Genomic DNA, 24,234 nt, shown 5'->3' with positions numbered 1-24,234 from the left:
CGGGTCATCCCGGCCTTTTTTCCATCATACAATTGCGTCCGGGGACTATCCCAGATGCTGATCAAAGAACGCCATGGTGCGTTCCCAGGCCAGCATGGCGTCTTCGCTGTCATAGCGACCGCCACTTGGATTGGCAAAGGCGTGATCGGCATCATACCAGTAGAACTGATAGTCCGACTTGCCGGCAATGCGCAGGGATTCCTCGAAACCTTCGACCATTTCCTTGTTGATGCTTTTATCAAGGGTGCCGAAATGCCCCATCAACGGCGCATTGAGGGTTGCGACCTGTTCCGGGGTCTTTTTGACATTGCCGTAATAGACCACAGCAGCATCGATATCAGTGGCAAGGGCAGTATTAAGCGACCATCCGCCGCCAAAGCACCAGCCGACCGAGCCGACCTTGCCCGTTGAGTCCTTGTGATTTCGAAGGAACGCGACCGATGACTGCAACTTGCGGGTTGCGGCAACTGGATCAAGCCCGGCCATCAGTGCCTTGGCCCCGTCAGGCGTGGTTGCAGGTGGCTCGCCATACAGATCAACCGCAAGCGCGATATAGCCCTGTTTGGCATATTCCGCGGCAACCGCGCGGATCTGGTCATTCAGCCCCCACCATTCGTGGATCAGAATGACCGTCGGTGCCGGAAGCGTTGCCGGCATGGCGATTTCGGCCATCATGGCGTCGCCTTCGGGGGTCGTAATCGTGACTTTTTCAAGCGTCGACCCAGCCGCATGGGCAAGCATCGGATCGGCAAGAATTACAGCAAGCGGCAGGGCAACAGCACCTTTGAGAAACAGTCGACGGTCTTCGTCGGTCGCCTTGGGCGGCGGACCAAGATGTTCGTGAGAACCACATCCATCAAGCGTACACATGTTCAGGCCTCCTCTGATTCTTGTTTTGCAGAACGTTTATCATTTGCAACCACACCGGGTTTTGGCAAATGACAATCATGTCATCGACCGGCAAGACCAACCGCCTGGCGGGGCATGTTGGCACACCGGTCATCTGGAATGCCCCTTATTACGTTCCCGTTCCCCGGCAAGATCATAGCGCATCTGCAATCTTTCAAGAAACTGCAGCTTGCGATTGCGCGTGCCAACTGGTTTAACCAACCCGTAACACGCAATCCATTGCCCCGGGGAGACATAGGGAAACATCATGCGCGATATCGAAACTGTCCTGTTTGATCTTGGTGGGGTTCTTGTCGACTGGGATCCGCGTCACCTGTATCGCAAGATTTTCAACGACCCCGCGGAAATGGAAAAATTCCTGACCGAAGTCTGCCATCCGCACTGGAACTTTTTGCATGACAAGGGCGCGCTGAGCTTTGCCAATTCGATCCCCGATCTTCAGCATCGCTATCCGCATTATCATGACGAAATTGCGGCATGGAACGAACGCTGGCCCGAAATGATGAAAGGCCCGATCGAACGCACAGTCGGCATTCTGGAAGACCTCAAAGCGCGCAAGAAAGTCCGCCTGTTTGCCCTGACCAACTGGTCGGCAGAAACATGGCCACATGCGCTGGCACGGTTTGATTTCCTAAATCACTTTGAAGGCATTCTGGTATCGGGGCAGGAAAAGCTTGCCAAACCCGACCCGCAAATTTTCGAACTGGTCTGTGCGCGTTTCAAACTTAACCCGCGCGAAACCCTGTTTATCGATGACAGCGAAAAGAACATCCAGCAGGCCCGCGAAATGGGCTTCATGACCCACTGGTTCCGCGATCCGGTCAAACTGCACCGTGAACTGATCGAAGACCGGGTCTTTTAACCCCACATCACCCCACATCAAATCGACATGACAAAGGGCACCACAGGGTGCCCTTTTGCATTTCAGTCCAAAGACCCGAGATTTATGGTCTGAGTTCGGGCTTAGCGGCGCGCTGTTCGCAGGTAATTGGCGAAACATTCGCCAAACACGAATTCCCAGCCCGACAAATATCCGTCCCGCAATGCCGGTGCGATATCACCGACATTTTCCCATGCCCCGTGCTCAAGACGAATGACGCAACGCCCGAAATCATTCAGGCCAAACCGCACATCAATCCGGGTAAAATCGCCAGCATCCCATCCCGGGTGCCAGGTAAAGGCAATCCGTTCACCCGGCTGCCAGATATCGATCCGGCCCCACGGAATGTCGTCCTTGCCTTTGACATGTTCGACAATTTCACCCCCGGCCGCCGGATCAAGGACAATCGCCAGGCAATCCTTTTTGGAAATGGAATGGCTGTCGGTCGGCCACCAGTCCCCGAAGCCTTTGGTAAAGGCATCAAAGGCATCCTCGGGATCGATTGCCATCGTCAATTCAAAACGGATCGGTGCCAGATCCGGGTTTTTAAGCGGCGTCACGGTCACTTTCCCATATTCTGTCAAGAACCACAGGCAAATCATCAAAATGGCTGATCACGGCATGTGCGCCGGATTTATGAAGCGTATCGACATCATGATAGCCCCAGTCGACACCAATGGCGATCATGCCCGCGGCACGGCCCATTTCGATATCATAGCTGGTATCGCCAACAATGACCGCATTGGGCGCATCCACACCGGTTTCCTCAAGGGCAGCCATCAGCATCGCCGGATTGGGCTTTGACGGGTGATTGTCACAGGTCTGAAGCGTTACGAACCGGCCTTCAAGTTCATTCCGGGCCAGTACGGCATCGAGACCACGGCGGGCCTTGCCGGTGGCAACACCGCTCAGCCATTGGCGACGGTCAAGCTCGGCCAGAACTTCGCGCACACCGGGAAACAGCGGTTCGTGGAAATCAGGGGTCTGGCGCAGGGTAAAGAATGCCGTCTTGTAGGCCACGGTGATCGCATCAATCAGGGCATCGTCAATACGGTTGGGGGCGGCCAGCTTGGTGATGGCTTCGGGCAGACTCAGACCGATGATCGTGCGGGTATTTTCAAGCCCCGGGCAATCCAGCCCGTTTTGCGCAAAGGCATGGTCCATGCAATGGGCGATCGCATGCTGGCTGTCGACTAGCGTGCCGTCACAATCAAATACGACAAGTCTGAGCGGATCTGTGGTCATGTGGGGTCTTTCATCCTGTCTAACGGAAAGGCAGAACCTAATCCAAAGCCGATCAAAGATCGAGTCCCTGACATCTGCAACCAAGAACCATTTTTTGCTTTGCCCGAAGCACCGGAAACCAATGGTGAAATTTGAACTTCTTCTGATCACCCAAAAGGCGCGCTATACTGTGGTTCTGACCTTTATGACAGCGGAGGCAGGCGATGCTCACGCTACGGGACTGTATAGATTTCAGCGACCTTAAGGAGGAAGAAATTCTCGCGATTGCCGAGTGTGAGCAAATCCCGATTGTGACCGCACTCGAGGAAGGCGAGAGCATGGTTCACACGACGCAAGGCCGCAAGCGCATTGCGTTCATGATCAAAGGTCAGGCTGAAATGTGCGAATGCATGGGAAATACGGTTCATGCCCAGCATCTGAACCGGGTGTATGATGCCTTCATAAAACGTTTCGGCAAAAACTAACATACCGCTTGATAATAAGCTCGAATGTCATTCAACGCCTTTTGGTTTTGACTTCAGACAGGGACGAAAAAGCCGACGCATTGCGTCGGCTTTTCGCGTTATCGGGTCATTTGATCGGGCGTTATTTCTTGCGCGAACGCGACGGTTTGGCCTTGGGTTTCGGCTTTTCTTCCTTTTCACGGTGAATTTCCGGAGTCAGGAATTTGGTCGGCGTTTTCGGATCAAAATTCAGCTTTTTCAGCGTTTCGGCAAAATGCGGCGGCACCGGTGCCTCGATCACCACGCGATGACCGGTCACAGGATGCGGGAAATCAATCGCGCGCGCATGCAGATGCATCTGGTTGGACAGACTATCGATGAATGCTTTGGCCCCGCCATATTTGCCATCCCCCAGGATCGGGCATTCGATTGCCTCGCAATGAACGCGCAGCTGATGGGTACGACCGGTCAGCGGCGACAGCGCAAGCCAGGCGGCCTTGCGCCCGGCGCGATGAAGCTGCCGGAACACGCTTTGCGCCGATTTGCCGAGCTTTTCGTCAATGACCATCTTTTCCCCGCCCTTGCCGGCCAGCTTGGCAAGCGGTGCGTCAATCAGGCCTTCGCGTTCCGCCGGTGCGCCGGTGACAATCGCCCAGTAAAGTTTGCGGGTGGATTTGTCCTTGAACGCCTTGGTCAGGGCATGGGCCGCAGACGCCGAACGGGCCAGCAGCAAAACACCGCTGGTGTCCTTGTCAAGACGATGCACCAGTTTCGGGCGTTCCTTGCTATCGAGTTTCAGGGCATCGAGCATCCCGTCAACATGCAGACTGGTATTGGTCCCGCCCTGCACCGCCAGACCTGCGGGTTTATTGATCGCCAGCACCATTTCGTCATAGAAAATGACGGAATCGCGCAGGGCCTGAAGCTCTGCCTCGCTGGCATCGGATTTTGACGGACCGGCCTGTTTGCGCTGCTGGACTTCGGCGGGGTTATAGGCACCTTCTTGGGCCCATGGTTCCGAACCGCCACCTGACATTACCGGCACCGGCGGGATGCGGATTTCCTGTCCCGGCTCAACCCGCTGGTTGGCCTTGGCACGTTTGCCATCCACACGGATCTGGCCACCACGCAGAAACTTTTGAACCTGCCCGAATGTGAATTCCGGGCAGTTGCGCTTGAACCAACGATCAAGCCGGATATCGGCTTCGTCAGCTTTGACCTTGCGCAGAGTGACACCACTCATTGCAGAATACCCCTTACCAGCGCCATCGCGCCGAACAATGCCGAAATACCGACCACAACCGAAACAATGACATACAAGGCCGACAGGCCAAGATTGTTTCGTTCATATAGGGTCGCGACATCCAGCGAAAAAGTCGAAAAGGTTGTAAACGCCCCCAGAAAACCGGTCACAAGAAGCGCGCGCATTTCCGGTCCCATCGAAAGTTTCAGGGCCGAAAGTTCGATCAGCGCCCCCATCAGGAAAGACCCCACGATATTGACCGTAAGCGTCCCCCAGGGAAATCCATTGCCCAGCATCGAGCCCATCATGACAGACACACTGTGACGTGCGACCGCACCAACAGCACCCCCAAAGGCAATGGAAGCGATTAACAACGGTGAAAATTGCATGGCGCGGAACCTATTCTTTCAAACATCAAAAGTCACGTGTGAAAACGGCATGGGGCCATGGCAATATCTGAACCCTTTTTCACACCGTAACGAAGCACGCCCTGAAAGGTCATCAGACCCCAGAGCGCGCGTATTTTCAATCTTTCAGAATCAGAACAAATCAGGCATCACCCGGACGGCCCCATCCTTCCGACAATATCCGCCAACCAGGCGCGGGTGCGTTTTTCGTTTTGCTGGATATCATCAAGTCCGTACACCGACTGGGCGAACAGACAGAATGTGATATCGCCGCCCTGTTCGGGCAGGATGAATTCGACTTCGACCCAGTCCGGGAAATGAAAGACCGGTGTTCTGGCAAGGAAGTAAAGCCGGCCCGGTTTGCCCCCGGGAACGCCGCTCATCAATTGCATGCCATGTGCCGGTGCGGTTTCGATCATCACATCGGCCAATGTGGCAGCCGTCGCATCAAATGACGGGCTTGGCATCGCGCGGTCGGTGCGCGGGGATCGTCCGGGCGGACAGGCAATAAAGAAATTGCGGGCCTGTGGCACCGGTGTTTCCGGTGCAAAGGTGAAGTTGGGCGGATCACCAGCCGGCAACATATGGTCAATCAGGCCGGTAAAGCGGATAACCACAAATATCCCGGCAAGGACGATCAAACCCCAAACAGCAAACATAACCAGTCGTCTCAATGGCACCACCTGTCTGTTAACGTGCTGTTGGCGGCAGACAACACACGCGGACACGGCACCACAATAATACGGATTGATCCGGAATCAAAATGCCCGACTGGGGAACAGTCGGGCATCACAGGATGCAAACACGGCAATCAGCGAACGGGGGGGGAAGTTGCTTTCGCCGATCACCGGGTTGGCATGGATCGTCAGATCAGTGCGTTGACATCAGGCAACTGAAGGCAAGGCCACTGCTTCGACATTGGCAATCGCACGTTCCATGGCTTCTTCGGCATTTACTGCAAAGCCCGACGCGTCGATCACTTCAACATCGGAGATACCGACAAAAGCAAGAACCTGCTTGAGATACGGGGTTGCGAAGTCAGCCGGGCTGTTGACCGGCACGCCGCCGGTGGCAACCACCAGATAGGCTTTCTTGCCGCTCAGCAGGCCAACCGGGCCGTTTTCGGTGTATTGGAAGGTCACGCCAACACGTGCAATCAGGTCAACCCAGGCCTTAAGGGTCGAAGGCACGCTGAAGTTATACATCGGCGCGCCGATGACGATAACGTCGGCGGCCTGAACTTCGGCAACCATTTTGTCGGAAACGGCAATCACGTCCTTCTGTGCGTCGGAACGGGACTCTTCGGGGGTGTAGAAAGCGCCAACGGTTTCACCGGTCAGTGCAGTGATTTCCGTGTCATTGGCATCACGCTCAACGACTTTGGCGGACGGATCAGCAGCGACAATGCGCGCGATCAGTTTGGATGCGATCTGGCGGGAGTTGGAATTCTCACCATTCACAGATGCATTCACGTGCAGAATATTGGTCATTTGAGGTCTCCAAAAGCGTGTTCATTTGTTGACCTGAACCTAACCTGTTCCCTGTTCGGTGTTTATCCCGATACTGGTCACCAGATTGTTTCCAAAATGACGCCATGCAGCATCAGTTCTTGTCCCGCTTTTGTTGCCGTTCCTGACGCAATCGATCGAAATACTCGACCCGTTTTTTCAGATCGCGTTCAAAACCGCGTTCGACCGGCTCATAGAAATTCTGCCGGCGCATGCCTTCGGGGAAATAGTTCTGCCCGGAAAAGCCGTCTTCCTGATCATGGTCATAGGCATATCCGGTCCCGTAACCGATATCTTTCATCAGTTTGGTCGGCGCATTCAAGATATGGGCCGGCGGCATCAGAGACCCTGTTTCACGCGCAATCTTGAGCGATTTCTTATAGGCCGAATATCCGGCATTCGATTTCGGCGCCAGTGCCAGATAAATCACCGCCTGCGCCAGGGCTAGCTCGCCTTCCGGGCTGCCGAGCCGTTCATAGGATTCCCAGGCACCGATGCAGAATTGCTGGGCCTGCGGGTCGGCAAGGCCGATATCCTCGACCGCCATGCGGGTCAGACGACGGGCAACGAATTTCGGGTCTTCACCCCCGGCCAGCATGCGATTGAACCAGTAAAGGGCCGCATCCGGGTCCGAACCGCGAATGGATTTATGCAATGCACTGATCAGGTTGTAATGACTGTCATCGCCCTTGTCATAGATCGGCATGCGCTTTTGCACGGTGCGGGCCAGTTCGGCCACACCCAGCGGGCCATCATCGCTGGTGTCACTGGGCGGCATGGAAAACAGTTCTTCGGCAAGGTTCAGCAAATAGCGCCCGTCCCCGTCGGCCATGGCGCGCAAGGTTTCGCGGGCCTCGGGCGTTACCGGAAGATCAAAACCCATTTCCTTTTCGGACCGCACCAGAAGTTCTTCAAGCCCCTGATCATCCAGACGCTTAAGGACAAGCACCTGACAGCGCGACAACAGGGCGGCATTCAGCTCGAATGACGGATTTTCGGTCGTCGCACCGATCAGGGTGATGGTGCCATCTTCGACATAGGGCAGGAAACTGTCCTGCTGGGCCTTGTTGAAACGATGGATTTCATCAATGAACAACAGGGTTGCACCACCGGTTGACCGGCGGCCGCGGGCGCGTTCGAACACCTTGCGCAGGTCCGACACCCCCGAAAAGATCGCCGAAAGCGGTTCAAACGCCATGTCGGCAACATCGGCCATCAGACGCGCCAATGTCGTTTTGCCGCAGCCGGGCGGCCCCCACAGAATGACCGAGGGCACCCGCCCGGTTTTGATCATGCGCGTGATCGGACCGTCATCGCCAAACAGATGCCCCTGCCCGACCACCTCGTCAAGCTTGGCGGGGCGCAGTCTGTCGGCCAAGGGCCGGGTTACCTGACTTTCAAACAGGGATGGCATGAACGGTCTTCTCGTTACGGGTGGCGGTTACAGGGTAAACTCGCCTGTCAAAACCTTGCCATCGCGTTTGACCGCGATTTTCCAGTCCCGACCGCGCTGGCCTGCTTTGACAACTTCCTTCAGGCGGGCGACCGAGTCAATCTTCTGACCATTGATTTCAACAATATAATCCCCGGCCTGAAGCCGTGCACGCCGCGCCAGACTGTCACGGGCAATGCCAAGGATCACTACCCCTTCGCTCAGCGTATCAACGCCAAGCTCATCGGCCAGTGCCGGGTTCATATTGGCAACCTTTGCGCCGCTGAACGGATTGGTGCCTTCGATCACGCTTTCATCGCGCGCCGGTTCTTCCGGGGCGACTTCAAGCGGCATCGACAGGATGGTTTCCTTGCCACGGCGCAGCACCGTCAGCTTGGCACTGCCATCAAGTTCCAGTGTCGCGATCCGGAATTTGAGTTCATTGGGATTGTCGACCGGAAGTCCATTGACCGCCACAACCACATCCCCGGCCAGCAGACCGCCACGCTGGGCCGGGCTGCCATCACGGATCGCACTGATCAAAACACCATGCGGACGATCAAGTTCAAGCGAAGTTGCAAGATCGGCCGTCACTGCCTGACCGGTGGCCCCGATCCACGGACGGCGCAAATCGCCACTGATCAGGCCACGCATCACGACCTTGACCATATTGACCGGCACGGCAAACCCGATGCCGTTTGATCCGCCCGATTTGGTAAAGATCGCCGAATTGACCCCGATCAGCTTGCCATCAATATCAATCAGCGCCCCGCCCGAGTTGCCCGGGTTGATCGCGGCATCGGTCTGGATAAAGGACTGATAATCCTGTCCGGTCACACCGGCGCGTGCAAGGGCCGAGACAATCCCGCTGGTCACCGTCTGGCCAACCCCGAACGGGTTACCGATGGCAAGAACAAGATCACCGACTTCGACCGCATCGGAATCCCCGAAACTGATCGCTGGCAGTGCGGTTTCAACCCCGCGCAATTTCAGAACCGCCAGATCGGTACGTTCATCCGACCCGACAAGATCGGCATCAAATTCGCGGTTGTCATGCAACACAACACGAATTTCGCTGGCACCATCAATCACATGATGGTTGGTCACAATCGTCCCGTCACCGGAAACAATCACCCCGGATCCGAGCGAACGTTCAACCCGCTGGCGCGGTGCCCCGAAAGCACCGCCAAACCGTTCGCCAAAGAACTGCTTGAAGAACGGATCATTGAAGAACGGGGTGCGCTGGCGCTGCTCGACCACCTTTTTGGTATAGATATTGACCACTGCCGGGGCCGTCTGTTTGACCAGTGGCGAGAAAGACATCTTGATCTCGGCCTGGCTGGTGGGCAGGCGCCTGTCGTCATTCTGGATGTTGTTCTGGGCATGTGCCGGGTTCAGGGAACCGGCAACCGAACCAAGGGCCAGAACGGCGATTGTGAAAATGGTGGGAATCCATCTTGCCTGCACGACACACTCTCTCTTTTTCGTCAAACAGTTCGGGGATGCGACCGCATTCCGCGTAGCAAATGCTCAATTAGGAAAACAAGGACTGCCGCGCAACCTTGGCAGAAATATGAACAATGTCACAGCCTTGCGAGATTGCCCAGTGACCGGGCCATCGAGGGATTGCAAAGCGCCAAAAGAAAACGGGCGACACCGTATGGCATCGCCCGTTTCTGTTTCTTAAAGGCCGAAGCGTTGCTTATTCAGCAGCTGCTTCTTCGCCTTCGCCCTCTGCTTCGAGGCGAGCGCGGTCAGCCGCGCCTTTTGCTTCGACGTTGCGATCGACAAGTTCGATCACAGCCACCGGAGCCGCATCGCCGTAACGGAAGCCAGCCTTGAGAACGCGGGTGTAACCACCGGAACGCTCTTTGTAGCGGTCAGCGATTTCGCCGAACAGCTTGGCAACGACTTTATCGTCACGCAGGATCGAAATAGCCTGACGGCGTGCATGCAGGTCGCCCCGCTTGCCCAGCGTAATCAGTTTTTCGACATACGGGCGAAGATCCTTGGCCTTCGGAAGAGTGGTTTTGATCTGCTCGTGGGTGAGCAGCGAAACTGCCATGTTGGCAAACATCGCCTTACGATGGGACGAAGTACGATTAAGCTTACGGCCTTGCATACCGTGACGCATGGTAACTCTCCTAAATAGCCTGGCTTCGCTCACGAAACCGATTGTAAAACCGCGCCGCCACCCTGATCACTTTATGCAAAGGCCAGGTCATGCACGTGCGGTGTGGGCAACTCGCCCGCCGGATGCCCAAACAACTGGGTTATCCGGTTTGGAACAGGGATGTTCCGATAACGGCCCGAAGGCCGAAGACCCGTTCTTAGAACGGATCTTCGAACTTGCGAGCAAGTTCTTCGATGTTTTCCGGCGGCCAACCGCCGACTTCCATACCGAGATGCAGGCCCATCTGAGCCAGCACGTCTTTGATTTCGTTCAGCGACTTACGGCCGAAGTTCGGCGTACGCAGCATTTCTGCTTCGGTCTTCTGAACAAGATCACCGATATAGATGATATTGTCGTTCTTCAGGCAGTTTGCCGAACGTACCGACAGTTCAAGCTCGTCAACCTTACGAAGAAGGTTACGGTTGAACGGCAGTTCGTCTTCTTTCTTCTCTTCGACAACCGCTTCCGGCTCTTCGAAGTTGACGAACAGAGACAGCTGGTCCTGAAGGATACGGGCAGCAAGTGCAACCGAATCTTCCGGGGTCAGTGCGCCGTTGGTTTCAACGGTCAGCGACAGCTTGTCAAAATCGGTATCCTGACCAACACGGGTGTTTTCCACCTTGTAGGCCACTTTACGGATCGGGCTGAAGATCGCATCGATCGGAATAAGACCGATCGGCGCATCCGAAGAGCTGTGTGCGCTGGCTGCGACATAGCCTTTACCGTTATCAACGGTAAATTCGATGTTGAGCGTAGCACCATCGTCAAGATGGCAAAGTTCGAGATCCGGGTTAAGGATTTCGATATCAGCGCCGGTTTCGATCTGACCTGCGGTGACGGCACCCGGGCCGGTCGCCTTCAAGGTCATTTTCTTCGGACCTTCTGCATGCATACGCACGCCCATGGTCTTGATGTTCAGGATGATGTCGGTAACATCTTCACGCACACCCGGAATCGACGAAAATTCGTGCAATACACCGTCGATCTGGATCGCAGTCACCGCCGAACCCTGGAGCGACGACAGCAGAATGCGACGCAGCGCGTTACCCAGAGTCTGACCAAAACCGCGCTCCAGCGGTTCCGCCACGATCGTACCGATGCGGCTGGCATCTGTACCCGGAGTAACATCAAGCTTCGTCGGCTTAATCAGTTCCTGCCAGTTCTTTTGAATCACGAGACCCACCTTCGCAACTGGAGCCTATGGTAAGGAGGACAAAAATCTGCCCTCGCGAGAAACGCGAAGGGGCCCGGCGTATCCGGGCCCAAACGCGGGGTCGTCCGCAAAGATCGACGCGATTAGACGCGACGACGTTTACGCGGACGGCAACCGTTGTGCGGAATCGGCGTTACGTCTTTGATCGACGTAATGGTGAAACCGACAGCCTGAAGCGCACGCAGTGCAGATTCACGTCCCGAACCCGGGCCTTTAACCTGTACTTCGAGGGTTTTCATGCCGTGTTCAGCAGCTTTTTTACCTGCGTCCTCGGCAGCCATCTGTGCAGCATACGGAGTCGATTTACGCGAACCGCGGAAACCCATACCACCAGCGGTCGACCAGGAAATGGTGTTACCCTGAACGTCGGTGATGGTGATCATGGTGTTGTTGAAGGTCGCGTTTACGTGCGCGATACCATTCGTAATGTTCTTGCGCTCGCGGCGACGGACGCGAGTCTGAGGAGCTTTCGCCATTGTCGTTCCCCTACCTTACTTCTTCTTGCCAGCAATCGGCTTAGCCGGGCCCTTACGGGTGCGAGCGTTGGTGTGGGTACGCTGACCGCGTACCGGGAGACCGCGACGATGACGGAGACCGCGGTAGCAGCCCAGATCCATCAGACGTTTAATGTTCATTGCGGTTTCACGACGAAGGTCGCCTTCAACGGTGTAATCAGCGTCGATGACTTCACGAACCTTGAGAACCTGGTCATCAGAAAGCTGATGAACGCGGGTTGCTGCTTCGATTCCGACCTTTTCGCAAATTTCTTTAGCTTTCGCCGGGCCAATGCCGGTGATGTAGGTAAGCGCAATCACGACGCGCTTCGCGGTCGGGATATTTACGCCAGCAATACGAGCCACTGTGTGAGACTCCTGTTTCCTGTTAACAAACCCAAGGGCAGATCCGGTAGGGTAGAGCGTTGCAAAAGCGGGCCAGCATCACTGCCAACCCGCAAGCAAAAAGCGCCCTGCCCGGGAAATTACCCCAGGATGGCTTCAATCTCGCGCGTAACTTCGTCGATTTCGGCCATCCCGTCAACTGTTTTCAGCTTACCGACCTTTTCATAGTAAGGAATGATCGGTGCTGTCTGCTTGTGATAAGCTTCCAGTCGCGATGTGACCGTCTCGGCGTTGTCATCCGCACGGCGTTTGAATTCAGTGCCGCCACATACGTCGCAGACACCTTCTTCAGCGGGTTTCTGGAACTCGTCGTGATAGCCCTGCCCGCATTTTGCACAGGTATAGCGGCCGACAATGCGGGCCACCAGTGCTGCGTCATCGACGCGCAGTTCAATCACATAGTCAAGTGCCAGACCTTTGGCTTCCAGCATGATGTCCAGGGCTTCTGCCTGGGCAGTCGTGCGCGGGAAACCGTCCAGAATGAAACCGCCTTTGGTATCATCCTGGTCAAGTCGTTCGGAAATCAGACCGATCATCAGATCGTCGGATACGAGCTGCCCCGCATCCATGACTTCCTTTGCCTTCAATCCCAGTTCCGTTCCGGCAGAAACTGCCGCGCGGAGCATGTCACCAGTCGAAAGCTGGATCATGCCGCGTCCCGTTTCGAGACGCTTGGCCTGGGTGCCTTTCCCTGCACCGGGAGGGCCAAGAAGGATAATGTTCATTGTCGTCCCCCTGAATTCCGTGGCCGCTCTTATCGGCGGCGACCACGCAGTTTGGATTTCTTGATCAGGCCTTCATACTGATGCGCCAGCATATGAGACTGGATCTGAGCAACGGTATCCATGGTTACCGTGACTACGATCAGGAGGCTAGTCCCACCAAAGTAGAAGGGTACAGACCATTCCGCGATCAGCAGTTCCGGCAGGATACAGACGAATGCGAGATACGCTGCACCGATCACCGTCAGGCGGGTCAGGATGAAATCAAGATAGTTCGCGGTATTTTTACCCGGACGGATGCCCGGAATAAAGCCACCGTGTTTCTTCAGGTTGTCTGCCGTATCTTCCGGATTGAACACAACCGCGGTGTAGAAGAAGGCAAAGAAGACGATCAGACCGATATAAAGCGCGATATAGAGCGGCTGGCCACGGCCAAGCAATGCGGTCGCGGTCGTCAGCCATTCCGGCGCGTTGCCACCGGCGGTGAACTGTGCAACCGACAGCGGCATCAGCAGAAGCGAGCTTGCAAAGATCGGCGGGATAACACCGGCGGTGTTGATCTTGAGCGGCAGGTGCGAGCTCTGACCTTCCATGACCTTCATGCCGACCTGGCGTTTCGGGTACTGGATCAGAACACGGCGCTGCGCACGTTCAACAAAGACGATGAAGGCAATAACAGCAACCGCCAGAATGATGATTGCAACAATCACCAGAGCGGAAATCGCGCCGGTACGGCCCAGTTCCAGGGTGCCGGCAATCGCGCTGGGCAGACCGGCGACAATACCGGTAAAGATGATCAGCGAAATGCCGTTACCGATGCCGCGCTGGGTGATCTGTTCACCGAGCCACATCAGGAACATGGTGCCACCGACCAGCGTCACAACAGCGGTAAAGCGGAAGAACATGCCCGGATCATGAACAGCAGCACCGGTCGAACCGGTCATGCTTTCAAGACCAACAGCAATGCCCCATGCCTGAACCGTTGCGATCAGCACCGTCAGATAGCGGGTATATTGATTAATCTTTTTACGACCCTGCTCGCCTTCTTTCTTGAGCTGCTCAAGAGACGGCGAAACAGTCGTCATCAACTGAATGATAATGGAGGCCGAGATATACGGCATGATATTCAGCGCAAAGATCGTCATACGACCCAGCGCACCACCGGCGAACATGTCAAACATGCCCAGAACGCCGCCCGCATTCTGACGGAAAATGTCAGCAAGAATGGACGGGTCAACACCAGGAACCGGAATATAGGTTCCAAGACGGTAAACAATAAGCGCGCCCAAAGTGAACCAGATACGCTTTTTAAGCTCGGTCGACTTTGAAAAAGCAGACCAATTCAGGTTCGCGGCAAGCTGCTCGGCGGCGGATGCCATGCACTCATCTCCCAATACACATAAACTGGAGGGTCCGGTCCCGTAAATTAATGGAACCGGACCCTCACGAAGTCATTCTAGCTTATTCTGCGTTATCTGCAGCGACCGGAGCAAGAACCTTGACCGAGCCACCGACTTTCTCAACAGCTTCGACAGCTGCTTTGGAAGCACCGGAGATCTCGATGTTCAGTTTCGCTTTCAGTTCGCCTTTAGCCAGAAGGCGCAGACCGTCTTTCTGCGGACGGGCAAGACCTTTTTCCGCAAGAACAGCGATGGTGACATTTGCACCTTCTTCAAGAACACCGTTATCAACGGCAGTCTGAAGGGTACCAAGGTTCACAACACCGAACTGTTTCTTGAACGGGTTTTTGAAGCCGCGTTTCGGAAGACGGCGATAGACCGGCATCTGCCCGCCTTCGAAGCCATTGATGGCTACACCTGAACGGGACTTCTGACCCTTCTGACCTGCGCCAGAAGTTTTGCCTTTGCCCGAACCGATGCCGCGACCGACACGGGTGCGCGCCTTGCGGGCACCCGGGTTATCGGCAAGTTCGTTGAGTTTCATCGTTCAACACCTTTTCGATCTGGGGTCAATCAAGCCTCGTCCACACGGACGAGGTGCTTGACCTTTGCGATCATACCGCGAACAGCTGGGGTATCTTCCAGCTCACGAGTCCGGTGCAGTTTGTTCAGGCCAAGACCAACAAGGGTCTGGCGCTGATCAGCCGGACGTCCGATCGGCGAACCCGTCTGGGTAACGCGAACGGTCGCTTTTTTCTTAGCAGCCATATCGAATTACTCCTTTTCGAGAACGGCGGCAGCAGCCGAACCGCTATCGCGACGGGCAACGACGTCACCGACTTTCAGGCCACGCTTTGCAGCGACCTGACGCGGGGATGCACCGTTGACCAGAGCGTCAAGGGTTGCGCGGATCACGTTATGCGGGTTGTTCGAACCGGTACATTTGGACACAACGTCCTGAACGCCCATGGTTTCGAAGACCGCACGCATCGCACCGCCGGCGATGATACCGGTACCAGCCGGAGCCGAGCGAAGGATAACCTTGCCTGCACCGAAATGGCCCTGCGTATCATGGTGAAGGGTACGACCTTCACGAAGCGGAACGCGGATCATGTTGCGTTTAGCAGCTTCGGTAGCCTTGCGGATCGCTTCCGGAACTTCACGGGCTTTACCCGTGCCGTATCCGACGCGACCGCGCTGGTCACCGACAACTACCATTGCGGAGAAAGCAAAGCGACGACCGCCCTTAACGACTTTCGCGACGCGGTTGATACCAACCAGCTTGTCGACGAGTTCGTTTTCTTCACGGGCTTTCGGTGCCTGCTGCTGTTGATTCTGGTTACGTGCCATGGTCGTGCTCCTTAGAAGTCCAGACCGCCCTCACGGGCGGCATCGGCCAGAGCTTTCACCCGGCCATGGAACAGATACCCGCCACGATCGAAAACGACCGTTTTCACACCAGCTTTCACTGCGCGCTCGGCAATGGCTTTGCCAACCAGAGCAGCGGCTTCGGCATTGCTGCCTTTCGCCTTCAGATCTTTTTCGGCGGTCGAAGCTGCTACCAGGGTGGTACCAGCGACGTCGTCGATGATCTGTGCATAGATGTGAGCGTTCGAACGGTGCACGCTGAGGCGCGGGCGACCGGCCGCTTTCTGGCGGATCGCAAAACGAACGCGACGCTTGCGGCGTTCGAAAAGGCTTCTCACGTTTTTCATCGTGCCAGTCCTTACTTCTTCTTGCCTTCTTTGCGCAAGATATACTCGCCTTCGTAGCGGACACCTTTGCCTTTGTAAGGCTCCGGACCGCGCCAGCCGCGTGCATTTGCAGCGAACTGACCGACAAGCTGTTTATCTGCGCCAGAGATGGCGATAAGGGTCGGCTTTTCAGCAACGACGTTCAGACCCGCAGGGATCTCCATTTCAACGTCGTGTGAGAAGCCAAGCTGCAGAACCAGGTTCTTGCCCTGTACCTGCGCACGGTAACCAACACCGGTGATTTCCAGTTTCTTGGTGAACCCTTCCGAAACCCCGGTGACGAGGTTGGCGATGTTCGCACGGGTGGTACCCCAAAGGGCACGGGCGCGCTTGCTATCGTTGTTCGGTTTCACGAAGATCTGGTTATCTTCCTGGGTGACGGATACGTCCGAGGTCAGAGGCAGGTTAAGCTCACCGAGCTTGCCCTTTGCACTGATCTGCTCTTCGGTCAAGGTGATGGTAACGCCGCTAGGCACGACCACCGGATTTTTTCCTACTCGCGACATCGTTGGCTCCCCTTAGAATACTTTGCAGAGGATTTCGCCGCCGACATTCTGCTCGCGAGCTTCCTGATCCGAGAGAACCCCTTTCGGAGTGGACAGGACTGCGATGCCGAGACCGTTGTATACTTTCGGAAGATCTTTGATCTTCGAGTATACGCGACGGCCCGGGGTCGAGACGCGGTCGATCTGCTTGATCACTGCATCGCCCTCAAAATATTTGAGTTCGATGGTGATTTCGCTGACGCCCTTGCGAATTTCATTAACGTTATAACCGCGGATGTAACCTTCGCGCTGGAGAACATCCAGCACACCGGTACGCAGTTTCGAAGCCGGCGAGACAACGCTGGATTTACCAACGCGCTGACCGTTACGGATACGCGTGAGCATATCACCGACTGGATCAGTCATCGACATGTGATGTCCTCCTTACCAGCTCGACTTCACCATGCCCGGAATCTGACCACGCGAAGCAAGTTCACGAAGGGCGATACGGGACAGGCGGAATTTGCGATAGACACCGCGCGGACGACCGGATACCTGGCAGCGAATACGCTGACGGATACGAGCCGAGTTACGCGGCAGCTGGGCGAGTTTCATCACAGCCACGATACGATCCTCAGGGGACGTCTCGCGATTTGCGATAACCGCTTTGAGGGCGGCACGCTTGGCAGCATAGCGCTTTGCCAGGCGTTCACGTTTGAGTTCACGCTCTACTGAGCTTTTCTTGGCCATGGGCCAACCTCCGTTAGTTTCCGAACGGAAGATCAAAACCCTTAAGAAGGGCAAGAGCTTCGGCGTCGGACTTAGCCGTGGTACAAATGATAATGTCCATCCCGCGGACAGAGTCGACTTTGTCATACTCTACTTCAGGAAAGACGAACTGTTCCTTCAAGCCCATGGCAAAGTTGCCACGGCCATCAAAGGATTTTTTGTTCAGGCCGCGGAAGTCACGAACGCGCGGAAGCGCGATGGTGACCAGGCGGTCCAAGAACTCAAACATACGGTCGCGACGCAGGGTCACTTTACAACCGATGTTCATACCTTCACGCAGCTTGAAAGCCGCAACCGACTTTTTCGCTTTGGTGAAGACAGGCTTCTGACCGGTGATGGCAGCGAGATCCGCAGCAGCACCTTCCAGCTTTTTGCGATCCTGGGTGGCGTCGCCGACACCCATGTTGATCACGATCTTTTCGAGGCGCGGAATCTCCATGGTGTTCTCGTAGGAGAACTCCTTCTGGAGTGCGTCACGCACCACTTCTTTGTAATGTTCGCGCAGGCGCGTCATTTTTCCGTCCCTCAGTTGTCGATGACTTCGCCGCTGAGCTTCGCGAAGCGAACCTTGCGACCGTCATCGAGGGTCTTGAAACCGACGCGGGTCGGCTTGTTTTCTTTCGGGTCGACAATCGCGATGTTGGAAACAGCAATTTTTGCTTCCTTCTCGACGATGCCACCGGCATCAGCACCGGTCGGGCGCTGGTGACGTTTCACCAGATTGATGCCCGATACCAGAACCTTGTTCTCGGCCGGGAAAGCGGCGAGAACCTCGCCGGTCTTCCCTTTGTCTTTACCCGTCAGAACAATGACGCGGTCGCCCTTTTTAATCTTGGCAGCCATTACAGCACCTCCGGAGCGAGCGAAATGATCTTCATGTAACCTTTGGAACGAAGTTCGCGGGTTACCGGGCCAAAAATACGCGTGCCGATCGGCTCGCCGTTCGCATTAATGAGAACGGCAGCGTTGCGGTCAAAGCGGATCGCCGAGCCATCGGCACGACGGATTTCCTTTGCGGTGCGAACGATGACAGCTTTGTGAACTGCACCCTTCTTTACGCGACCGCGCGGGATGGCTTCCTTGACGGAAACCACGATAACATCACCAACGTGAGCGGTTTTGCGCTTCGAGCCGCCCAGCACCTTGATGCACTGGACGCGGCGAGCGCCGCTGTTGTCGGCGACGTCCAGATTGGACTGCATCTGGATCATGGGTTTACCCCTTGACTATGATTGGGCTGAGGACTCACTCCTCGACCACTACTTCCCAAGACTTCAACTTCGAGATCGGCTTGCATTCGCGAATGCGAACTACGTCACCCGTTTTGAAGCGGTTCTCTTCATCGTGCGCGTGGAATTTCTTCGACTTACGCACGTACTTTTTATACAGCGGGTGCATGACCTGGCGTTCCACACGGACCACCACGGTCTTGTCGTTTTTGGTCGAAACGACTGTCCCCTGCAATACACGCCTCGGCATGTGTGTTTACTCCTCTGCGTGTCCAGTTTAGGCCGCGGTCGCACCCTTCTCGTTACCGAGAAGGGTTTTGATGCGGGCGATATCACGACGGACCTGGCGGACCCGCGCAGTGTTCTCAAACTGACCGGAAGCCTGCTGGAATCGCATGTTGAACGATTCTTTACGCAGGTCCAGCAGCAGCTGTTTCAGTTCGTCAGCGCTTTTAGCGCGGAGATCAGCAATTTTCATCACTAATTACTCCCCTTCACCAAGACGGGTGACAAACTTGGTCTTGATCGGCAGTTTTGCCGATGCCAGCTCGAAAGCGCGGCGTGCAAGATCCAACGGAACACCGTCGAGTTCAAACATGATCCGACCCGGTTTAACGCGTGCCGCCCAATATTCAGGCGAGCCTTTACCTTTACCCTGACGGACTTCGGCAGGCTTCTGCGAGACCGGGAGATCCGGGAAAACGCGAATCCACACACGACCCTGACGGCGGATGTGGCGGGTGATCGCGCGGCGAGCCGCTTCGATCTGACGCGCCGTTATACGCTCAGGCTCCAAGGCTTTCAAGCCATAAGCGCCGAAATTAAGATCCGTACCACCCTTGGCTTCACCTTTAAGGCGGCCTTTGTGGGCTTTACGGAACTTTGTACGTTTCGGAGAAAGCATATCTGGATCTCCTTACTTACGGCTGGAACCAGCCGACTCGAGAGCTTTACGCTCCGATGCCAGCGGATCATGTGCCATGATTTCGCCCTTGAAGATCCAGACCTTCAGACCGCAAACACCATAGGTGGTGTGTGCTTCCGAAGTTCCGTAATCCACGTCCGCACGCAGCGTGTGCAGCGGAACGCGACCTTCACGATACCATTCGGTACGGGCGATTTCTGCGCCACCAAGACGACCAGCAGCATTAATACGAATGCCACCGGCACCGAGACGCATTGCGTTCTGAACCGAGCGCTTCATAGCGCGACGGAACGAAACACGGCGCTCAAGCTGCTGGGCGATGTTGTCAGCGACCAGCTTGGCATCGATTTCCGGCTTGCGGATTTCGATGATGTTAACCTGCACTTCGGCATTTGCCAGCTTCTGCAGATCGTTCTTGAGCTTCTCGATGTCCTGGCCTTTTTTCCCGATCACAACGCCCGGACGAGCGGTGTGGATCGAAATGCGGGCTTTCTTCGCCGGACGTTCGATAATCACCTTCGAAACACCAGCCTGCTTGAGGCGGTCGAAGATGAATTTACGGATCGCAAGATCTTCATGAAGAAGACCAGCGAAATCGGACTTGTTGGCGTACCAGCGGGAATCCCAGGTACGGTTAATGCCAACGCGCAGACCGATCGGATTTACTTTCTGACCCATTACTCGGCCTCCTCACGTTCGCAAACGACGATGCGCATGTTGGAGAACGGCTTCAGGATCTTGCCAACACGACCGCGTGCACGGGCGCGCCAACGTTTCATCACGAAGGCCTTACCAACAGATGCCTCTTTAACATAGAGACGGTCGACATCGAGCTGATGGTTGTTTTCGGCGTTAGCAATTGCCGATTCCAGCAGCTTTTTGACGTCCTGCGAAATACGTTTGTTGGAGAAGGTCAGTTCTGCCAAAGCAGCTTCTGCCTTCAAACCACGGATCGACTCGGCGACGAGGTTGAGCTTACGCGGGGAAATGCGTACTGCCCGGAGCGAAGCCGCAGCCTCGTTATCCGCCAGCCGACGGATGTCAGCTTTCTTACCCATCGTTACTTCCTCTTCGCCTTTTTGTCGGCCGCGTGACCATAGTAGGTACGGGTCGGCGAGAATTCACCGAACTTGTGACCAATCATGTCTTCGGTCACCAGCACCGGCAAGAATTTCTGGCCATTGTAAACCCCAAAGGTGAGGCCTACGAATTGCGGCAGAATCGTCGAACGCCGCGACCAGGTCTTAATTACCTCATTCCGGCCTGAGGCACGGACAGTATCGGCTTTCTTAAGAAGGTATCCGTCAACAAACGGACCCTTCCAAACGGAACGCGCCATAGTCTAGCCTCCTCCGTTAGCTCTTGTGACGACGGCGCATGATGAGCGCGTCGGTCTTCTTGTTCGAGCGGGTACGTTTGCCCTTGGTAGGCTTGCCCCACGGCGTAACCGGGTGACGACCACCCGAAGTACGACCTTCACCACCACCATGCGGGTGATCGATCGGGTTCATGGCAACACCACGAACCGAAGGACGCTTGCCGAGCCAGCGATTACGGCCGGCTTTACCAAGGTTAGTGTTCTGATGGTCCGGGTTGGACACGGCACCGATGGTTGCCATGCATTCACCACGTACCAAACGTACCTCACCGGAGGACAGCTTAAGCTGGGCGTAACCCTGGTCCTTACCAACGAGCTGCACGTATGCACCTGCTGAACGTGCGATCTGACCACCTTTACCGGCTTTCAGTTCGACGTTATGGACAATGGTACCGACCGGAATGTTCTTCAGCGGTGCGGCGTTACCCGGCTTAATGTCTACGCGTTCAGCGGCAACAACGTTGTCGCCGACAGCGAGACGCTGCGGTGCGAGGATGTAGGCCAGCTCGTCGTCGGAATAACGAACCAGTGCGATAAACGCAGTACGGTTCGGATCATATTCCAAACGCTCGACGGTACCGACGACGTCAAACTTGGTACGTTTGAAGTCGATGAGACGGTAACGACGTTTGTGACCACCACCAATACGGCGGGCGGTGATACGACCAGTGTTGTTACGGCCACCTTTCTTGCGAAGACCTTCGGTCAACGCTTTGATCGGCTTGCCCTTGTGGAGATCGGAACGATCCACGAGAACCAGCTGACGGCGACCAGGAGAGGTTGGTTTAAACTTCTTCAAAGCCATTGTCTTAGATTCCCGTAGTCACGTCGATGGACTGACCCTCTTCGAGGGTTACCATCGCTTTCTTGAAATCACTCCGACGACCGGAAACACCGCGAAAACGCTTGGTCTTTCCTTTTACCACAGAGGTATTGACCGCCTTGACCTTCACCCCGAACAGACCTTCCACAGCAGCCTTGATCTCCGGCTTGGTGGCGTCGATCGCAACTTTGAACGCAACTGCGTTGTGTTCAGAAATCAGCGTCGACTTTTCAGTGATATGCGGGGCGCGGATGACTTCGTACATCCGCTCTTTGCTGATGATCGTCATTTGAGACGTGCCTCCAACGCTTCGACCGCACCCTTGGTCAGCACCAGGGTGTCACGGCGCAGGATGTCATAGACGTTAGCACCGATCTCCGGGAGCACGTCAATCTGCGGGATGTTGCGCGCTGCGCGTGCAAAACCTTCGTTGACCTGCGCACCATCGATGATCAGTGCAGATTTCCAGCCGAGCTTACCAAAAGCTGCGACCAGATTCTTGGTTTTGGCGTCCGAGAATTCCGCGTTATCAAGAACGATAAGCTTGCCGTCCTTTGCTTTAGCCGACAGAGCGGTTTTAAGCGCGAGTTTACGGAACTTCTTGGTCAGATCGTGTGCGTGGTCGCGAACGCGCGGACCGTGCACGGTACCACCACCACGGAACTGTGCAGCCTTACGGGAACCGTGACGCGCACCGCCACTACCCTTCTGACGCACGAATTTTTTCGTGGTTGCGGAAACTTCCGACTTTTCCTTCACCTTGTGGGTACCGGCGCGGCGTTTTGCCAGCTGCCAGTTCACCATGCGATGCAGGACGTCACGACGTACTTCCAGACCAAAGATCTCTTCTGCGAGATCGATGTTGCCTGCCTTGGAAGCGTCAAGTTTGAGAATGTCGAGCTTCATGATGCTTATTCCTTATCCTCGGCGACAGCTTCTTCAGCAGCCGGGGCAGCACCCTTGAGCGCGGCCGGGAACGGAAGACCTTCCGGTGCAGCACGCTTCACGGCATCCTTGACAAGGACGTAGGCGCCCTTGTGACCCGGGACTGCACCATGGATCAGGATCAGGCCTTTGTCGGCGTCAGAAGCGACAACCTTAAGGGACTGAACAGTCACACGTGCGGCACCGAGGTGACCAGCCATCTTCTTACCTTTGAAGACGCGGCCCGGATCCTGGCACTGACCGGTGGAACCATGCGAACGGTGCGAAATCGACACACCGTGCGACGCACGCAGACCACCGAAGTTATGACGCTTCATCGCACCGGCAAAACCTTTACCGATGGAAGTGCCGATTACGTCAACGTACTGGCCTTCAACGAAGTGAGCGGCAGAAAGTTCTGCACCAACTTCAATCAGGCCATCTTCGCTAACGCGGAATTCAGCAAGTTTGGCTTTCGGCTCAACCTTGGCTTTGGCGAAGTGGCCACGCATCGGCTTGGATACGTTTTTCACTTTCGCTTTGCCATAACCAAGCTGAACAGCGACGTAGCCGTCGGTGTCGTTGGTACGGTTGGCGACAACCTGAAGATCTTCGACCTTCAGAACGGTTACAGGAAGGTGGGAACCATCGTCTTTGAAGACGCGGGTCATGCCAACCTTCTGGGTAATAAGTCCACTACGCATTGCGGCTTACTCCCGATTAAAGTTTGATCTCGACGTCGACGCCGGCAGCCAGATCGAGCTTCATCAAAGCATCGACGGTCTGCGGGGTCGGGTCGACAATGTCGAGAAGACGCTTGTGCGTACGGATTTCGAACTGTTCACGCGATTTCTTATCGATGTGCGGAGACCGCAGAACAGTGTATTTTTCAATGCGGGTCGGCAGCGGAATCGGGCCGCGGACCTCTGCGCCAGTGCGCTTCGCCGTATTGACGATCTCGCGCGTGGACTGATCCAGCACGCGATGGTCAAACGCCTTCAGGCGAATGCGAATGTTCTGACTATCCATGTAATTATGTACCGGAGCCCTCAAAAGGACACCGGCCCCTCAACTGGAGTTGACGATTGCCGCAAAAGTGTTGCGGGCGGCTTACATAGCCGCCCGCTTCACAAAGATCAAGAGAAAAAATTACTCGATGATCTTGGCAACAACGCCCGCGCCGACGGTACGACCGCCTTCACGGATTGCGAAACGCAGACCTTCGTCCATTGCGATCGGTGCAATGAGGGTCGCGGTCATCTGGACGTTGTCGCCCGGCATAACCATTTCGGTGCCAGCCGGCAGCTCGATCGAACCGGTAACGTCAGTCGTACGGAAGTAGAACTGCGGACGGTAGTTCGAGAAGAACGGCGTGTGACGGCCACCTTCATCCTTGGTCAGGATGTAAGCTTCTGCTTCAAACTTGGTGTGCGGGGTGATCGAGCCAACATGG

At 55.7% G+C, this 24,234-nt stretch carries 39 protein-coding genes; 2 read left to right on the top strand and 37 right to left on the bottom strand.

Annotated features, from left to right (window positions below; all coding sequences use genetic code 11):
* Positions 1–45 precede the first annotated feature (45 nt).
* Positions 46–870: a dienelactone hydrolase family protein gene (locus tag CU041_RS18130; RefSeq protein ID WP_101247959.1), complete on the bottom strand. Its 825-nt coding sequence runs from the start codon at positions 868–870 to the stop codon at positions 46–48.
* Between the two features lie 286 nt (positions 871–1,156).
* Between CU041_RS18130 and CU041_RS18125 the strand changes: the two genes are divergently transcribed.
* A complete protein-coding gene (locus CU041_RS18125; protein WP_068518244.1) occupies positions 1,157–1,771 on the top strand; it encodes an HAD family hydrolase in 615 nt (204 codons plus the stop codon).
* A 101-nt stretch (positions 1,772–1,872) separates the two neighbouring features.
* On the opposite strand, the gene CU041_RS18120 is transcribed toward CU041_RS18125, so the two are convergent.
* Both CU041_RS18120 and CU041_RS18115 read right to left on the bottom strand, forming a co-directional pair.
* Positions 1,873–2,349 (bottom strand): SRPBCC family protein, encoded by a 477-nt coding sequence (locus CU041_RS18120; RefSeq protein ID WP_068518245.1) that lies wholly within the window; start codon positions 2,347–2,349, stop codon positions 1,873–1,875.
* On the bottom strand, positions 2,336–3,034 hold the full coding sequence (locus tag CU041_RS18115) for an HAD-IA family hydrolase (protein WP_101247958.1): 699 nt from the start codon (positions 3,032–3,034) through the stop codon (positions 2,336–2,338). Before CU041_RS18115 ends, CU041_RS18120 begins: the two co-directional genes overlap by 14 nt.
* A gap of 203 nt (positions 3,035–3,237) precedes the next feature.
* Between CU041_RS18115 and CU041_RS18110 the strand changes: the two genes are divergently transcribed.
* Complete coding sequence (locus CU041_RS18110; protein WP_101247957.1) at positions 3,238–3,498, top strand: hypothetical protein; 261 nt, start codon at positions 3,238–3,240, stop codon at positions 3,496–3,498.
* A 121-nt stretch (positions 3,499–3,619) separates the two neighbouring features.
* Here CU041_RS18110 and CU041_RS18105 read toward each other — a convergent pair whose 3' ends face one another.
* The 34 genes from CU041_RS18105 to CU041_RS17940 form a co-directional block, all read right to left on the bottom strand.
* Entirely contained in the window at positions 3,620–4,720 is a 1,101-nt protein-coding gene (locus tag CU041_RS18105; RefSeq protein WP_101247956.1) for an RluA family pseudouridine synthase, read from the bottom strand.
* Positions 4,717–5,109, bottom strand: a complete 393-nt coding sequence (gene crcB, locus CU041_RS18100; protein ID WP_068518249.1) for a fluoride efflux transporter CrcB — start codon at positions 5,107–5,109, stop codon at positions 4,717–4,719. The genes CU041_RS18105 and crcB overlap by 4 nt, the downstream gene beginning before the upstream one ends.
* A 167-nt stretch (positions 5,110–5,276) precedes the next feature.
* On the bottom strand, positions 5,277–5,786 hold the full coding sequence (locus tag CU041_RS18095; RefSeq protein ID WP_101247955.1) for a DUF1499 domain-containing protein: 510 nt from the start codon (positions 5,784–5,786) through the stop codon (positions 5,277–5,279).
* 225 nt (positions 5,787–6,011) lie between these two features.
* Complete coding sequence (locus CU041_RS18090; protein WP_101247954.1) at positions 6,012–6,617, bottom strand: FMN-dependent NADH-azoreductase; 606 nt, start codon at positions 6,615–6,617, stop codon at positions 6,012–6,014.
* Positions 6,618–6,729: 112 nt separating this feature from the next.
* Positions 6,730–8,049, bottom strand: a complete 1,320-nt coding sequence (locus CU041_RS18085; RefSeq protein WP_101247953.1) for a replication-associated recombination protein A — start codon at positions 8,047–8,049, stop codon at positions 6,730–6,732.
* 27 nt (positions 8,050–8,076) lie between these two features.
* Positions 8,077–9,534 carry a DegQ family serine endoprotease gene (locus CU041_RS18080; RefSeq protein ID WP_101247952.1) on the bottom strand — a complete coding sequence of 486 codons (1,458 nt, stop codon included), beginning with the start codon at positions 9,532–9,534 and terminating at the stop codon, positions 8,077–8,079.
* Between the two features lie 235 nt (positions 9,535–9,769).
* Complete coding sequence (gene rplQ, locus CU041_RS18075; RefSeq protein ID WP_101247951.1) at positions 9,770–10,201, bottom strand: 50S ribosomal protein L17; 432 nt, start codon at positions 10,199–10,201, stop codon at positions 9,770–9,772.
* Between the two features lie 196 nt (positions 10,202–10,397).
* On the bottom strand, positions 10,398–11,414 hold the full coding sequence (locus tag CU041_RS18070; RefSeq protein WP_068518255.1) for a DNA-directed RNA polymerase subunit alpha: 1,017 nt from the start codon (positions 11,412–11,414) through the stop codon (positions 10,398–10,400).
* Between the two features lie 122 nt (positions 11,415–11,536).
* On the bottom strand, positions 11,537–11,929 hold the full coding sequence (rpsK, locus tag CU041_RS18065) for a 30S ribosomal protein S11 (protein WP_044828432.1): 393 nt from the start codon (positions 11,927–11,929) through the stop codon (positions 11,537–11,539).
* A gap of 15 nt (positions 11,930–11,944) precedes the next feature.
* A complete protein-coding gene (gene rpsM, locus CU041_RS18060; RefSeq protein WP_068518256.1) occupies positions 11,945–12,313 on the bottom strand; it encodes a 30S ribosomal protein S13 in 369 nt (122 codons plus the stop codon).
* A gap of 119 nt (positions 12,314–12,432) precedes the next feature.
* A complete protein-coding gene (locus tag CU041_RS18055; protein WP_068518257.1) occupies positions 12,433–13,077 on the bottom strand; it encodes an adenylate kinase in 645 nt (214 codons plus the stop codon).
* Between the two features lie 29 nt (positions 13,078–13,106).
* Entirely contained in the window at positions 13,107–14,453 is a 1,347-nt protein-coding gene (gene secY / locus CU041_RS18050) for a preprotein translocase subunit SecY (protein ID WP_068518258.1), read from the bottom strand.
* Positions 14,454–14,535: 82 nt separating this feature from the next.
* Complete coding sequence (gene rplO / locus CU041_RS18045) at positions 14,536–15,018, bottom strand: 50S ribosomal protein L15 (RefSeq protein ID WP_101247950.1); 483 nt, start codon at positions 15,016–15,018, stop codon at positions 14,536–14,538.
* A gap of 29 nt (positions 15,019–15,047) precedes the next feature.
* Positions 15,048–15,242 carry a 50S ribosomal protein L30 gene (gene rpmD / locus CU041_RS18040; RefSeq protein WP_007091489.1) on the bottom strand — a complete coding sequence of 65 codons (195 nt, stop codon included), beginning with the start codon at positions 15,240–15,242 and terminating at the stop codon, positions 15,048–15,050.
* A 6-nt stretch (positions 15,243–15,248) separates the two neighbouring features.
* Entirely contained in the window at positions 15,249–15,824 is a 576-nt protein-coding gene (gene rpsE / locus CU041_RS18035) for a 30S ribosomal protein S5 (protein WP_008892191.1), read from the bottom strand.
* A gap of 11 nt (positions 15,825–15,835) precedes the next feature.
* Positions 15,836–16,189, bottom strand: coding sequence for a 50S ribosomal protein L18 (gene rplR / locus CU041_RS18030; protein WP_068518260.1), 354 nt, complete (start codon positions 16,187–16,189; stop codon positions 15,836–15,838).
* Between the two features lie 11 nt (positions 16,190–16,200).
* Positions 16,201–16,734 (bottom strand): 50S ribosomal protein L6, encoded by a 534-nt coding sequence (gene rplF, locus CU041_RS18025; protein WP_068518261.1) that lies wholly within the window; start codon positions 16,732–16,734, stop codon positions 16,201–16,203.
* Positions 16,735–16,746: 12 nt separating this feature from the next.
* Positions 16,747–17,145: a 30S ribosomal protein S8 gene (gene rpsH, locus CU041_RS18020; RefSeq protein WP_068518262.1), complete on the bottom strand. Its 399-nt coding sequence runs from the start codon at positions 17,143–17,145 to the stop codon at positions 16,747–16,749.
* 12 nt (positions 17,146–17,157) lie between these two features.
* Entirely contained in the window at positions 17,158–17,463 is a 306-nt protein-coding gene (gene rpsN, locus CU041_RS18015) for a 30S ribosomal protein S14 (RefSeq protein WP_068518263.1), read from the bottom strand.
* Positions 17,464–17,476: 13 nt separating this feature from the next.
* Entirely contained in the window at positions 17,477–18,016 is a 540-nt protein-coding gene (gene rplE, locus CU041_RS18010; protein WP_068518264.1) for a 50S ribosomal protein L5, read from the bottom strand.
* Between the two features lie 11 nt (positions 18,017–18,027).
* Entirely contained in the window at positions 18,028–18,345 is a 318-nt protein-coding gene (gene rplX, locus CU041_RS18005; RefSeq protein ID WP_068518265.1) for a 50S ribosomal protein L24, read from the bottom strand.
* On the bottom strand, positions 18,345–18,713 hold the full coding sequence (gene rplN, locus CU041_RS18000) for a 50S ribosomal protein L14 (protein ID WP_033067181.1): 369 nt from the start codon (positions 18,711–18,713) through the stop codon (positions 18,345–18,347). Before rplN ends, rplX begins: the two co-directional genes overlap by 1 nt.
* A 34-nt stretch (positions 18,714–18,747) precedes the next feature.
* A complete protein-coding gene (rpsQ, locus tag CU041_RS17995) occupies positions 18,748–18,981 on the bottom strand; it encodes a 30S ribosomal protein S17 (RefSeq protein WP_008892183.1) in 234 nt (77 codons plus the stop codon).
* A gap of 27 nt (positions 18,982–19,008) precedes the next feature.
* Entirely contained in the window at positions 19,009–19,209 is a 201-nt protein-coding gene (gene rpmC / locus CU041_RS17990) for a 50S ribosomal protein L29 (protein ID WP_008892182.1), read from the bottom strand.
* A gap of 6 nt (positions 19,210–19,215) precedes the next feature.
* Positions 19,216–19,635, bottom strand: coding sequence for a 50S ribosomal protein L16 (gene rplP / locus CU041_RS17985; RefSeq protein ID WP_068518266.1), 420 nt, complete (start codon positions 19,633–19,635; stop codon positions 19,216–19,218).
* A 12-nt stretch (positions 19,636–19,647) separates the two neighbouring features.
* Positions 19,648–20,334 carry a 30S ribosomal protein S3 gene (gene rpsC, locus CU041_RS17980; RefSeq protein ID WP_068518267.1) on the bottom strand — a complete coding sequence of 229 codons (687 nt, stop codon included), beginning with the start codon at positions 20,332–20,334 and terminating at the stop codon, positions 19,648–19,650.
* A complete protein-coding gene (gene rplV / locus CU041_RS17975; RefSeq protein ID WP_068518268.1) occupies positions 20,334–20,714 on the bottom strand; it encodes a 50S ribosomal protein L22 in 381 nt (126 codons plus the stop codon). The genes rpsC and rplV overlap by 1 nt, the downstream gene beginning before the upstream one ends.
* A gap of 2 nt (positions 20,715–20,716) precedes the next feature.
* A complete protein-coding gene (gene rpsS, locus CU041_RS17970) occupies positions 20,717–20,995 on the bottom strand; it encodes a 30S ribosomal protein S19 (protein ID WP_008892178.1) in 279 nt (92 codons plus the stop codon).
* 16 nt (positions 20,996–21,011) lie between these two features.
* The gene (gene rplB / locus CU041_RS17965) at positions 21,012–21,839 is read right to left on the bottom strand and encodes a 50S ribosomal protein L2 (RefSeq protein ID WP_068518269.1); all 828 of its coding nucleotides are present in this window, start codon (positions 21,837–21,839) and stop codon (positions 21,012–21,014) included.
* A gap of 4 nt (positions 21,840–21,843) precedes the next feature.
* Positions 21,844–22,146, bottom strand: coding sequence for a 50S ribosomal protein L23 (locus CU041_RS17960; RefSeq protein ID WP_068518270.1), 303 nt, complete (start codon positions 22,144–22,146; stop codon positions 21,844–21,846).
* The gene (gene rplD, locus CU041_RS17955; RefSeq protein ID WP_068518271.1) at positions 22,143–22,763 is read right to left on the bottom strand and encodes a 50S ribosomal protein L4; all 621 of its coding nucleotides are present in this window, start codon (positions 22,761–22,763) and stop codon (positions 22,143–22,145) included. Before rplD ends, CU041_RS17960 begins: the two co-directional genes overlap by 4 nt.
* A 5-nt stretch (positions 22,764–22,768) precedes the next feature.
* A complete protein-coding gene (gene rplC / locus CU041_RS17950; protein ID WP_101247949.1) occupies positions 22,769–23,485 on the bottom strand; it encodes a 50S ribosomal protein L3 in 717 nt (238 codons plus the stop codon).
* 16 nt (positions 23,486–23,501) lie between these two features.
* Positions 23,502–23,810 (bottom strand): 30S ribosomal protein S10, encoded by a 309-nt coding sequence (rpsJ, locus tag CU041_RS17945; protein WP_007091508.1) that lies wholly within the window; start codon positions 23,808–23,810, stop codon positions 23,502–23,504.
* A 120-nt stretch (positions 23,811–23,930) separates the two neighbouring features.
* A partial coding sequence (locus tag CU041_RS17940; protein ID WP_456154839.1) for an elongation factor Tu occupies positions 23,931–24,234 on the bottom strand: 304 nt, incomplete at its 5' end.

The sequence above is a fragment of the Thalassospira povalilytica genome, assembly GCF_002844235.1.
Classification (GTDB): domain Bacteria; phylum Pseudomonadota; class Alphaproteobacteria; order Rhodospirillales; family Thalassospiraceae; genus Thalassospira; species Thalassospira povalilytica.
Note: the sequence above shows the minus strand (reverse complement) of the source record. Positions and strands in the feature narration are given on the sequence as shown.